General features: G+C 65.7%; 10 protein-coding genes. 2 read left to right on the top strand and 8 right to left on the bottom strand.

The window, feature by feature from the left end:
* Positions 1–40: 40 nt before the first annotated feature.
* The 3 genes from BMY06_RS21525 to BMY06_RS21515 form a co-directional block, all read right to left on the bottom strand.
* Complete coding sequence (locus tag BMY06_RS21525; RefSeq protein WP_074985087.1) at positions 41–865, bottom strand: alpha/beta fold hydrolase; 825 nt, start codon at positions 863–865, stop codon at positions 41–43.
* A 348-nt stretch (positions 866–1,213) separates the two neighbouring features.
* Positions 1,214–2,545 carry a flavin-dependent monooxygenase QhpG gene (gene qhpG / locus BMY06_RS21520; protein WP_074985178.1) on the bottom strand — a complete coding sequence of 444 codons (1,332 nt, stop codon included), beginning with the start codon at positions 2,543–2,545 and terminating at the stop codon, positions 1,214–1,216.
* A 376-nt stretch (positions 2,546–2,921) separates the two neighbouring features.
* Positions 2,922–4,232, bottom strand: a complete 1,311-nt coding sequence (locus BMY06_RS21515; protein ID WP_065059046.1) for an MFS transporter — start codon at positions 4,230–4,232, stop codon at positions 2,922–2,924.
* A gap of 478 nt (positions 4,233–4,710) precedes the next feature.
* Between BMY06_RS21515 and BMY06_RS21510 the strand changes: the two genes are divergently transcribed.
* Positions 4,711–5,154, top strand: coding sequence for a MarR family winged helix-turn-helix transcriptional regulator (locus BMY06_RS21510; protein WP_065059047.1), 444 nt, complete (start codon positions 4,711–4,713; stop codon positions 5,152–5,154).
* 34 nt (positions 5,155–5,188) lie between these two features.
* Here BMY06_RS21510 and BMY06_RS21505 read toward each other — a convergent pair whose 3' ends face one another.
* From BMY06_RS21505 to BMY06_RS21485, 5 genes are all read right to left on the bottom strand, one after another.
* On the bottom strand, positions 5,189–7,507 hold the full coding sequence (locus BMY06_RS21505) for a xanthine dehydrogenase family protein molybdopterin-binding subunit (RefSeq protein ID WP_074985086.1): 2,319 nt from the start codon (positions 7,505–7,507) through the stop codon (positions 5,189–5,191).
* Between the two features lie 146 nt (positions 7,508–7,653).
* Positions 7,654–8,307 (bottom strand): isochorismatase family protein, encoded by a 654-nt coding sequence (locus BMY06_RS21500; protein WP_065059049.1) that lies wholly within the window; start codon positions 8,305–8,307, stop codon positions 7,654–7,656.
* 28 nt (positions 8,308–8,335) lie between these two features.
* Positions 8,336–9,367: a 2,5-dihydroxypyridine 5,6-dioxygenase NicX family protein gene (locus BMY06_RS21495; RefSeq protein ID WP_074985085.1), complete on the bottom strand. Its 1,032-nt coding sequence runs from the start codon at positions 9,365–9,367 to the stop codon at positions 8,336–8,338.
* Between the two features lie 27 nt (positions 9,368–9,394).
* Positions 9,395–10,258 (bottom strand): alpha/beta fold hydrolase, encoded by an 864-nt coding sequence (locus BMY06_RS21490; protein ID WP_074985083.1) that lies wholly within the window; start codon positions 10,256–10,258, stop codon positions 9,395–9,397.
* 57 nt (positions 10,259–10,315) lie between these two features.
* Positions 10,316–11,068 carry a maleate cis-trans isomerase family protein gene (locus BMY06_RS21485; RefSeq protein ID WP_065059052.1) on the bottom strand — a complete coding sequence of 251 codons (753 nt, stop codon included), beginning with the start codon at positions 11,066–11,068 and terminating at the stop codon, positions 10,316–10,318.
* A 296-nt stretch (positions 11,069–11,364) separates the two neighbouring features.
* Between BMY06_RS21485 and BMY06_RS21480 the strand changes: the two genes are divergently transcribed.
* A complete protein-coding gene (locus BMY06_RS21480) occupies positions 11,365–12,537 on the top strand; it encodes an FAD-dependent monooxygenase (protein ID WP_065059053.1) in 1,173 nt (390 codons plus the stop codon).
* Positions 12,538–12,604: the final 67 nt, after the last annotated feature.

The raw sequence follows: 12,604 nt of genomic DNA, 5'->3' as shown, positions 1-12,604 counted from the left end.
GCAGCACGGGGGCGTCAGGCCGCACGGATAAACCGCGCTTTCACCCGCGATTCAAAAACGCCAGCAAATCCGCGTTGACCTTGTCGGCTTCCGTCGTGCACATGCCGTGCGGCGCGCCTGGATAGATCTTGAGCGTGGCGTCCTTGACGATCTTCGCCGAGAGCTTGCCCGCGTCGTCGATCGGCACGATCTGGTCGTCGTCGCCATGCAGGATCAGCGTGGGCACGTCGAACTTCTTCAGATCCTCGGTGTAATCGACTTCCGAGAATTCGTGCACGCATTCATAAAGCGCGAGGATGCCGCCCCACATGCCTTGTTGCCAGAACGAATCGATCGTGCCTTGCGAGACTTTCGCGCCTTCGCGATTGAAGCCGAAGAACGGCACCGCGAGATCCTTGAAGAATTGCGAGCGGTTGTCGACGACGCCCCTGCGGATGTTGTCGAACACTTCTTTCGGCAGGCCGCCCGGATTCTTCTCGCTCTTGATCATGATCGGCGGCACCGCGCCGATCAGCACCGCGCCTGCCACGCGCTTCGTGCCGTGACGGCCGATGTAATGCGCAACTTCGCCGCCGCCCGTCGAATGGCCGACGAGCGTGGCGTCCTTCACGTCGAGCTTGTCGAGCAGCTCGGCGAGGTCGTCGGCCCAGGTGTCCATGTCGTTGCCCTTGGCGGGCTGGTCCGAGCGGCCGTGGCCGCGCCGATCGTGGGCGATGGTGCGAAAGCCTTTCTGCACGAGAAAGAGCATCTGCGCGTCCCACGCATCGGCGGACAACGGCCAGCCGTGCGAGAAGACGACCGGGCGTCCGCTGCCCCAGTCCTTATAAAAAATCGACGTGCCATCGCGAGTGGTGAACGTGCTCATCTGCGGCTCTCCTGGTTCAAGCAGGGAAGAAAAACAGCGAGAAAGTCACGCCGCAGCCGCGGGGTCTCGCGCGCCGCTTGGCGGCGTGGCGAAGACGGCGACCGGTGACGGAACTCTGCGTGATCAGACGGATGCATACGTGCGCGGCAGACTGGCCCGGACACGCGCACGAGTATAGAGAGGATGCGAAAGCGATGGCGCCATCCTGCGCAATTGACGTCCGCGAGCTGTGCATGTGCACATTCGCGAAACAAACGCGCGAGACGTTTCAGTTCGCGTGATGAAAATGGCGGAAGCGTGACGCAATGAAAGACCTGAATCACGACACTGAATCGCGACACCGAACCCTCACGCGAAAGGCTGCGGATAGCCGTGCGCGGAAAGCCAGTGGCGCACCATGCGCGCCTGCTCCGCATCGAGCGATTTGAGAACCTGTTCGGCGGGCTGTTTGCGCAAGGCTTCGACGATGGGCGCGAGCGGCACGCCTTGCAAATGCCAGACGCCGAGCGGCTGATCCGGCGTGACGACCACCTCGGCTTCGGCGATCAGATCGCCGTCGATCACGGGCGCGCGTTCGATCACGAGCTGGCTGAAATCGGCGCTCGATTGCGAGGGTTCGTCATCGGGCCAGATGCGGCGCGTTTCCCAGAACGGGCGTAAGGCCCAGCGCCGTTCGAGTGCGTAGATGTCACGTCCGGCGCGCGCGAATCGCGTGAACAACTGTTCGATACGTTGCTGATGAAAGCGCAGCGCAAGCGGCGCGCGTTCGGGGCAGCGCAGCAGCGTGTGGATCACGGCGGGCGCCTGCAAGGCCGTGGACAGCGACTGGAAGATGCCGTTGCCCGCGAGCGGATCGACGGCCATGGCCGCGTCGCCGACGCGCAGCCAGTTGCTTGCGGCCGTGCGTCCGCAGAGCGTGGCCGTGCTGCTGCGCGCGTAGAGACGCGCGTCGGTGTCGGTGTCGCCCGCGAAGAAGTCGCCGGCGAGCGGCGCGTGGCGCATGCGCGCGCAAAACGCGAGCAACTCGTCGCGTTGCGGCAGTTCCGCGCTCGCCACGTCGAGCGTCATTTGCCAGTAACAGCGGCCGTCGGGCAGGCGCGCCATCCACGCCCAGCCGTCCTGGAGACTTTCGACGGCGCAAGCCGCGCGACCGGGCTGGCCGTCCCAGCTATTGAGCAGGCTGAGCGTTTGCGGGCCGCGCGTGGCGTCACGCATGAGGGGCGCGAGTCGCCCGCGCGCTTCGACGAGAAAATCGGCGCGCAGCGAAAGCGGGCCGTCGGCGGTATCGATCATCAGATCGTGGCCGCTCGACGACGATTGCAGCGTCCGCACATTCGCTTCGATCACGTCGACGCCTACGCTGCGCAGGTCGTCGCGCAGCGCCCGGTCGAACGCGCGGCGCTCGACGAGAAACTCTGCGTTAAGCGTTTGCAGGGCACCGTTCCAGAGCGTGGTGCGCGTGCAAGGTCCGATCGCGCAGCTGGCGGCGCGATGCAGATTCGCGTGACGCAAGCCTTCGATGACGCGTGCAGACAGCGACTCGACCGCATCGAAACGGCGCCAGTCGCTGACCACCTGCACAACATAGCCGAGCGTGGCGAGTGCGCGCGCGACGGCGGCGCCCGCGGGCCCCGCGCCGAGCACGACGATGCGCGGCGGGCTGGCGCAATCGATGCTCATCGTCATTCAGCCTGCGTGGGCAGGGGCGTCGACGAAAGGCTGCACACTGTCCCCCGTTGTGAGTGAAGCCGCGCGCCATCGTCGTGGATGGCGCACATGAAAAGGCAATCTGGCATGGATGCCGCGATAAGTCCATCCGGGCAAGGACGCATTTTTTCCCGTGGATGCGCGATACATGTGCCGTCGATGCGCGATGCGTATGAACGATCGTGCTCGCACGATTGATGCGTGCTGCTGAATGTTTGCGTCCAATGAAAAACGCATCGCCGCCCGGGGAAAGGCGGCGATGCGTATTCTTCAGACTTCGTGTTGTGTGATACGTCGCGCTTAAAGCGCCAGTTTCAATGCATTCGCACGCGCCACGCCGTGGTTGTCATCAACGGTTGACGACCTGCTTCGGATACGAAAGCGCAAGCGCGCAGCCGATCACCATGCACAGGGCGAAACCATAGAGCCCCGCGCTTTGCGAATGGAACGTATCGCGCAGCCAGCCGATGAAATAGGTGCTGCCGAAGCCGCCCAGATTCGCGATCGAGCATGCAAACGCGATGCCGCCTGCCGCCGCCGAGCCCTTGAGAAACGTCGAGGGCAAAGACCATACGACCGGCATGGCCGCCGCCGCGCCCGCGTTCACGAGCGAGAACAGCAGCACGGTCGACAGCGTGCCGTGCGAGCCGCCCGCCGCGACGGCCAGCGCCACGGCCGAAACGAGGAAGGGCACGACGATATGCCAGCGGCGTTCGCGCAGACGGTCCGAACTCGCGCCGCACCAGAGCGTGGCGATCACGGCGGCGGCGTTGGGCACGGCCATCAGCCAGCCGATCGTGTAGGTGTCTTTCACGCCGGTGTCGCGCAGGATCGTCGGCAGCCAGAAACTCACGGCGTAGAGGCCGAGCAGCACGCACAGATCGATCAGGCCGAGCGCCCACACTTTCGGATCGACGAAGGCTTTGCCGAGCGCGTGACTCTTGCCGCCGGTGGGATCGGCATCGAGATTCGCGCGCAAGGTCTTCTTTTCCTGCGCGTCGAGCCATTTCGCCGATTCGATGTTGTTGGGCAGCCAGCGCAGGATCGCGAGACCGAGCAGCACCGAAGGCAGCGCCTCGATGAAGAACAGCCATTGCCAGCCGCCGAGACCGTGTGCGCCGTCGAAGAAGCGCATGATCCAGCCCGAGATCGGGCTGCCGATCATGCTGGAGAGCGGCAGGCCAACCATGAACAGCGCGACGATGCGCGCGCGCCGTGCATCCGGATACCACTGCGTGAGGTACAGCAGCACGCCGGGCAGGAAGCCCGCTTCGGCCACGCCCAGCAGGAAGCGCACGATGTAGAACTGCATCGGCGTGGTCACGAACATCGTCGCGCCGGACAGAATGCCCCACGTGATCATGATGCGCGCGATCCACAGCTTCGCGCCCACGCGCTGCAGAATCAGGTTGCTCGGCACCTCGAAGAGGATGTAGCCCGCGAAGAACAGGCCGGCGCCGAGACCGTAGATCGTGTCGCTGAACTTGAGCGCGTCGAGCATCTGCAGCTTCGCGAGGCCGATGTTGATCCGGTCCAGGTAGGCCGCGAAATAACACAGACAGAAGATCGTGATGAGGCGGAACGTGACCTTGCGGTATAGCTCGCCGTGTTGGGCGCCGGCAGGTGAAAGTGTGGCGCTGCCGGATTGCACGGTTGACATGGAAGGCTCCCTGGTGGGATGAAGCGGATGGAAGTTAGTCGTCCGATGCGTGCACACATCGAGCGCTCACAGATGACTGTATAGCATGTCAAAATATAAGCGTATACGCTCTAAATATTCTTGCCGATGAAAGCGGATAGGCATTTTCATCAGGCGTGTCGCTGCGAGAATTTCAGCCTGTAAATAAGGTGATTTCGTGCCTTAAAGGTAATCATGTTCGTGCCGGAAGATGGTGCTCGTTCAGCACTAAATTTGTGCGAATACGCTCGAATTAGTAGCGTTGACGCTGGATCGAATCGGGCGCGAATCCTGCGTCTCGCGCGCCTTCTGGAACGTTCGTTCGTTTCCGACCCTGCGTCGGCGCGACGAATGCGCGGATGATCGAACGCAAATGGCGAGAAGGTGCGCGTATCGGGCGTGAATGTCTAAGGTGTACACTACATTTTTTCGCCAACAAGCCGTTTCGGGCCGAACCTTCATGCCGTCTCCCAAGGACTCATACGACTTCCACGATCAGGTGGGCCATCTGCTGCGCCGCGCCTATCAGCGTCACGTTTCGATCTTCCAGGAAGCCATTCCCGATTCCGACCTCACCGCCGCGCAGTTCGTCACGCTGTGCGCCGTGAAGGAAAAGCAGGGCTGCTCGCTCAACGACATCGTCAAGACCACGGCCATCGACCAGGCCACCATTCGCGGCGTGGTCGAGCGCCTGAAGTCGCGCGCGCTCATCGAAGTGCTGCCCGACCCCAACGACGGCCGCAAGCTGCTCGTCCGCGCCACGCCCGCCGGGCTCGCGCTCATCGAGCGCACGGTGCCGTTCGCAAAGCAGGTGACCGAGCGCACCTACGGCGAACTCAATGCGGGCGAGCGCGTGGCGCTGCTGTTTTTGCTGCGCAAGATGATGGAGTCGGACGGCGAATAAGGTTGTAAATAGCGCGCGATAAGCGGGCGCACGATTAACGCGCGCTCACCGCCTCCGCGTGGCGCGCGTCGAGTAACTGGCCCGCCGCGCGCAAGCCTGCGCGGATCGTGTCGGGCGTGAAGGGCGGCGCGTAGAAGCGCACGCCGGTCGCATCGAAAATCGCATTCGCCAGCGCGGCCGGTCCCGGCACCGAGGCCGACTCGCCCGCGCCCATCGGCGGCTCGCCCTGGCGCGGCATCAGCACCACGTCCACGGCGGGCAGTTCGGGGAAGGTCAGGATGGGGTAGCTGCCCCATTCGCGGCTCGCCACCTTGCCATCGGCGAAGCGTACGCGCTCCTTCAGCGAGCGGCTCAGCACCTGAATCACATTGCCGTGAATCTGATGACGCACGCCGTCCGGATTCACCATCGTGCCCGTGTCCTGACCCACGGTGAGACGCTCCACGCGCACCTCGCCGGTCACGCGGTCCACCACGAGATCGACCACCCACGCCGACCACGCCGCGCCGAAGCCCGGGAAGCGGCTATGCACGTAGCGCGCGTAAGCGATGCCGCGTCCGCGTGCGTGGCGCTCGGTGTCGTTCGGCAACGCGGCGCGTGTCACGCGCGCCTTCCAGCCCGCACGTTGCGCAACCGCTTCGAGCAATTCGGCGGCGCGCGCATCCTGGAGATGACGCAGCCGGAAGTCGAGTGGATCGACGCCGGCTTGCGCCGCGAGTTCGTCGGCGAACGCATCGTGCGCGAATGAATTAGGCAGCGCGGAGACGCCGCGAAACCACGACGAGCGCACGAGCGGCGCGAGATCCTCGCAGACAAAGCGGCGGTTCTCGCTCACATACGGCGAGACGGCCGTGCGATCGCCCATTTCGAACACGCGCGGCTGCTCGCCCGGCACGACGCCCGTGAGCAGCGCGGCGAGCAGCGGCGCGTCGTTCGACGGATAGCGCGTGCGAAAGTCGTAGCCCGTCATGCGGCCTTCGCGCGAGACCGTGCCGGTCACTTCGACTACCTGACCCGTACCCTTGGGTTCCCACGCGTGTTCGTCGGCGCGCGTGAGCTGCACGCGCACGGGCGCCTGTACCGCGCGTGAGAGCAGCAGCGCGTCGCCGCAGACGTCGTCGGCGCAATTGCGGCCGTAGCAGCCCGCGGCTTCCATGCGGACGATGTCGATGTCGGCCTCGTCGCGGCCCACGAGCGTCGCGAGGTCGTAGCGCAGCGAGACCGGATTCTGCGTGCCCGACCACACGGTGATGCGCCCCGCGCCCGGCTCGCGATAATCGGCGAGCGCGCACGACGGTCCGATCGAACCGTGCATCTGATACGGCCACACGTAAGTGCGCGTGAGGGTGAGCGCGCCGGGCGCCGTGCGCGCAGCGTCGACATCGCCTTCTTCGAGCAGCGGGCGGCGCGTGGCGGGAGCGGCGAGGATGGCCGCGCCGGGATCGTCGAGCGAGGGCAGCGCGGGCATCGGCTTCCACGTCACGCGCAGCTCGCGCGCCGCGCGGATGGCTTGCTCCTCGCGCTCGCAGACCACGCCGACGAAGTCGCCGCTCACGACCACGGCGCGCAACCCCGGCACATGTGCCACCGATTCGCGATCGACGTGCTCGAGCAGCTTGCCGACGAACGCGCCGCTGTCGAGGCCGTGATAGGGCGGGCGCACGACGCGGCCGTGCAGCATGCCGGGCACGCGCATGTCGTGCACGAAGGTGAGCGCGCCCGTGGCCTTCGCGGGGATGTCCACGCGCGGCGACGACTTGCCGATCACGCGATACGTCGACGGATCCTTGACCGCGACCTTGAGGTCGAGATCGAGCGCGATGCGGCGGCCCGCGACGAGTTGCGCGAAGCTCACGCGGCGCGTGTCGCCCGGCTTGTCCCCGGTGTTGGCGTGATCGGCATCGGCGAAAAAGACTTCGGCGTTGTCGGTCGCGAGGGCGTCGACGGGCGCGCCGAAGTGCTGCGCCGCGAGTTCGAGCAGTGCGAGGCGCGCCTGCGCCGCCGCGCAACGCAGCGGCGTCGCCGAAATCTGGATCGAGGCGCTCGCGATGGTCGGCCCCTGATTCGGCGTGGCGGCGGTATGACCGAGCTGCATCACCACGCGCGCGGCGGGCACGTCGAGTTCCTCGGCGACGATCTGCGCGAGCGAGGTGCGGATGCCCGTGCCGAGATCGACGTGACCGTTGAACGCGAGAATGCGGCCGTCGTCGAGCACGGCGACGAACACTTCCGGCACCTCGGGCACGAACGACGAGAGGCTGCCCGGCTGGCCGGGCGCGGGCTTGACGGGCGGTGCGGGCTGGCGCACGACAGTGAGGCAGCTCGCGCGCGCGAGCAGTTCGGAGCGGTTCACGGCAGAGAGTTCCTGTGGCGGCGCGCGTGACGTCGGGCGGGACTTGCGTTGATCGCGTCTTCGCGCGAGCGCGTGTACGTGACGCTACGTCGCCAAAAAACACACGTCAAACGACGAGCGGCGAATGCACGACCAGCGAGCCGCGTTCAGCGCCGCGCGGCCTCGATCGCGGCAATGGCCTCGTCGAGCGGCATCACGGCCGCGTACTTCTGCTGCATGTCGAAGAGGTTGGCGTTGTGCGGCTCGATCGCGCGGTCGCCCACGCAATCGGAGAGCACGAGCGGGCGGAAGCCATGCGACATCGCATCGACGACGCTCGCGCGCACGCAGCCGCTCGTCACCGCGCCGGCGACCAGCAGCGTCTGCACCGCGCGCTGCGCGAGCCACGGCGCGAGTTGCGTGCCGAAGAACGCCGAGGGCACGGTCTTGCGCACCACGAGTTCGCCGCGCGCGGGCGTCAGCTCGGGCACGATCGCGCTGTTCGGATGGTCCTCGGTGAGCGTGGCCATGCCCGGCACTTTCAGCGAGAACACGTTGTCGTCGCTGCCGTCCGCCGCGTAGACGATGCGGCTGTGCGCGACCGGCCAGCCGTGCTCGCGTGCGAGCGCGAGCGCGGTTTGCGTGCGGGCGATGGCGGGCGCTATATTGCCGCCGCCGAAGGTGTTCGGGTCCGCGAAACCCACCACGAAGTCGATGATGAGCAGGCCGATGTTGCCCTTCACTGGCAGCGGCGTGCCGAAACCTTGCTGGCGATAGACGGCGGCTTCGGCGTGATCGCCGTGATGTGCGTGATCGTTCATGTCAGATGTTCTGCGTATGAATGGGCGCTCAGCGCACGATGCGGCCGTCGCGCACGACGGTGTCGTCGTCGAGCTTGACGGTGCAGTTGCGCAGCGGAATGTCGATATGGCAGGTCGTGGTGCGCGAGCCGCCGCCTTCGTTGTTCGGCCCGAGCGAGAACAGGAAGTTGCCTTCGAACGCGCGCGCGTCCATGCCGATGGTCGCCTCGCGATCGTAGAGGCCGAGCGTCGACCAGCGCGCGCGCGGCTGCAATCCCCAGCCGATGTGCGAGATCGCATAGCCTTCGGGATCGTTGAACGTTTCCATGTAATCGCGCAGCAGCGCGGCGTCGACGCCGCCTTCGATCTTCGTCGCGTAGCCGCCTTCGACGGTCAGCACGATCGGCTCCGTCACGTAGCGCTTTTGCGGCAGCAGGATGTCGCCGCGATCGATCACGATGGTGCCGCGCGCGGTGCGGTCGTCGGGATACGTGAGCGCGAAACCGCTCGGCCAGTGATCCCAGCGGCCCGGTTCGTCGACGAAGCCGTATTCGGCGGTCGGACCGAACTCGCCGAGCGGACACACGAGCGCCGTGCCCGCGGGCGAACTCACGCGCATCTCGCGCGCCGCGCCGATTTTTTTCGCGGCGGCCAGCACGCGCTCGCGATCCTCCAGCGTCGGCACGAGACGCGCGAGCACTTCGGGCGGCTCGACGGCGAGCAGGATTTTCGTGCCCGACTTGAGGATGTCGTGCTGCTCGGGCGAAAAGAGCAGCGTCATCAGATCGAGCACGAGATCGCTTGCCTTGAGCGCCGCGATGGCGGCGTGATTGCCCGTGAGCGGCGTGGTGCCGAGCCATGCGAGCGAGTCGCGGCTGAAGGCTTTTTCGCCGTTCACGGGCGGCAGGTCGAGCCGGTTGACGATCGCGCCCATCGACTGCGTGGCGATCAGCGCGCACGCGAGTGTTTGCGCATGCGTGGCGACGCTCGTGAGGATCGTGACGGTCTGGCCGGCTTCGAGGCGCGAGAGCGTGAGCACTTCTTTCCACGCTTCGATCAGTTGATGGTCGCTGACGGGCATCGTGCGTTCTCCGGTGAGCGTTGCGGTTTAAACAGTAACGGCGGCGGTAACAGATTCGGCTTGCTGCGCGAGCGGTGCGCCGAGAAAGTCGCCGAATGCCGCGTAGAAACCGGCGGCGTTGTCCCACGGAATCATGTGGCCCGCGTCGGGCACGCGCACGTGCTGCAGCGCGGGCGTGGCGCGCTGCAAGTCGGCGACGTCTTCGTCGCGCACCACGTCGCCGCGCCCGGCGGTGATGAGCAGCGCGGGCAGCGTCAGTTGCGCGGCGTCCGCGTGGAAGTCGTCGGTATGGAAGCCCGCGTACGAGGCGAGCACGGCGCGCTCGTCGCAGGTATGCAGCCATTCGGCGCGCAGACGCAATTCTTCGTCGGTCCACGTGGGGCAGAACGCGCGCATGCCTTCGGCGTCGATGCCCTGACGCGCGAGCGCCATCGAATCGACATACCACGGCAGCTTGCCCGGATAGTCGCGACGTCCCGGACCCGAGACCGGCGGATCGACGAGCACTACCGATTCGAGCGCGCCGTTCGCCTGCAACGCGGCACGCGCGGCGATGCGCGCGCCCATCGAATGACCGACCAGCGCATAGCGTTCGAGCCCGAGCGCGGCGGCGAGCGCGACCACGTCGGCGGCTTGCGCATCGAGACCGTAATCGAGCGTGGCCGATGCTTCGGAGAGGCCGCGTCCGCGCACGTCGATCACATAGGTGTCGAACGTCGCGCCGAACACCTCGCCGACGAAGCCCCACGTGATGGCCGGACTCGTGATGCCGGGAATGACGATGACCGCGGGCCGCGCGGCGCGTTCGCCTTGCGCGCCGCCGTAGCGCAGATAGTGCTGGCGGATGCCGTTCGCGTGAACGTTCGCGCCGTAGAGAAACGTGCTGGACATGAGGGCTCCGGTTGCGTTACTGCGTGACTACGTGACGGATCGATAAAAGACGGCCGCTCAATACGCGCCCGAAAGCAGCGCGCCCGCGCCCGGTACGATGGGTTCGAGATCGAGTTCGCGCAGCATCGCGTAGGTGGTGGCGATGGCGGCGGTGATCACGGGCTTGCCGGTCATCGCTTCGACTTTCGCGACGGCGGCCAGCGACGGCATCTGCACGCAGGCGGACAACACGATCGCATCGGCATCGGCGTAATCGAGCGTCTTGACGATCTCGGGCAGGCGCGCCGGATCGTGACGGCCGACTTCGAGGTTGTCGGGGATTTCGAGCGCGCGCCAGTCGAGCACTTCGTAGCCTTCGTGCCGGATGTAATCGACCACGAGTTCCGTGAGCGGCTTCATGTACGGCGCGACCACCACGATGCGTTTCGCACCGATCACCTTGAGCGCGTCGACGAGCGCGCCCGCGCTCGTGAGCACCGGCGCGGCCGCGCCGTTCTCCGCCGTGTGCTTCGTGAGACGCGCCTGCGAAACGCGGTGATAGCCGCGGCCCATCGCCATGATCGCGACGAGGCACGCATAACCGAGCACGTCGACGCGCGCATCGGAAAGCTCGACGGCGCAGCGGTCCGACTCCGCATCCATCGCGGCCAGCTCTTCCTTGACGACCTTCTTCATGCGCATGCGGCTCGAATGGAACGTGAAGCGCTCGGGGCGGATCGCTTCGCGCAGACGCAGCATCGCCGGAATCTCGGTTTCCATCGTGGTGTTCGAGCTCGGCACGATCTGGCCGATGCGGTAGGTCTTGCTCATGACGCTCACTCCATTGCAGTTGGGCGGCGACGAAACCCGGCGGGCGCAGGCGTCGTCGAAATCTTGGCAAAGTCTAGTGTGTACGTTTTAAATGTGCAACGTGGAAAATTAATCGTTCACGTGCATTGCTTCATATATAGCGATTGAATGCTGTTTCAGTCCGCGATACGGCCAGGGAAAGTTTCCGCTTGCCGATTTATTTTCTAATGTGTACGCTACATTTCACCTCGGCAGACCTCGAACTCAACCCGACCCGGCGGCGCGTTTGCCGCGTGGGCGCACGACCTGGAGAAATCATGAGCAAACCCCGTATCGCCATCATCGGCGCAGGCCTGGGCGGCGTGGCAGCCGCCGCGCTGATGCAGCGCCGCGGCCACGACGTCCGCCTTTACGAGCAGGCACCCGCGTTTTCGCGTCTCGGCGCGGGCATCCACCTCGGGCCGAACGTCATGAAGATCATGCGTCGCATCGGCTGCGAGGACGCGCTCAACGTCATGGGCTCGCACCCCGACTACTGGTACAGCCGCGACTCGAAAACGGCCGAAGCGATTTCGCAGATTCCGCTCGGCGACTACGCGCTCAAGACCTATGGCGCGAGCTACCTGACCGTGCATCGCGGCGACTTCCACAAGCTGATGACCGACGCCGTCGCGCCGGGCACGATCGCGTTCGGCAAGTGCCTGAGCGCGGTGGAGGATACGGGCAGCGAAGTGCGCCTGACGTTCGCCGACGGCAGCGTGGAAACCGCCGACATCGTGATCGGCGCGGACGGCGTGAACTCGAAGATCCGCGAGCATCTGCTGGGCGCGGAACCGCCGCGTTATACGGGTTATGTCGCGCATCGCGCGGTGTTTTCCGCGTCGCTGCTCGGCAATCGCGCGTACGACATGTGCGTGAAGTGGTGGTCGGAAGACCGTCACATGATGGTTTATTACGTGACCGAGAAGCGCGACGAGTACTACTACGTCACGGGCGTGCCGCAAGCCGAATGGCCCACGGGCGTTTCGATGATGGAAAGCAGCCGCGAGGAAATGCGCGAGGCGTTCGACGGTTATCACCCGGACGTGCTGAACTTGATCGACGTGTCGCCGTCGATCACCAAGTGGCCGCTGCTCGAACGCGATCCGCTGCCGCTCTGGAGCCGTGGCCGTCTCGTGCTGCTCGGCGATGCCTGCCATCCGATGAAGCCGCATATGGCGCAAGGCGCGGCGATGGCGATCGAGGACGCGGCCATGCTCACGCGCTGCCTCGACGAAGTGGGCACGACCGATTACGCGGGCGCGTTCGCGCTGTACGAGGCGAACCGGGCCGAGCGCGCGTCGAAGGTGCAACTCGTCTCGCACAACAATACGTGGCTGCGCACGAACGAAGATCCGGCGTGGGTGTTCGCGTACGACGTGTTCAACACGCCGCTCGTTGCGCCGCAGGCGAAGCGCACGCCGAGCGCCAGCGAGGCCGCCACGGCATAGCGTGCATCGCGCGCGTGCGCGCCGAATTTCGGCGGGTTATAACGTCTTGTGCGCGCGTTCGTCGAAC

It is taken from the genome of Paraburkholderia tropica (assembly GCF_900109265.1).
In the GTDB taxonomy this organism is placed as follows: Bacteria; Pseudomonadota; Gammaproteobacteria; order Burkholderiales; family Burkholderiaceae; genus Paraburkholderia; species Paraburkholderia tropica.
Note: the sequence above shows the minus strand (reverse complement) of the source record. Positions and strands in the feature narration are given on the sequence as shown.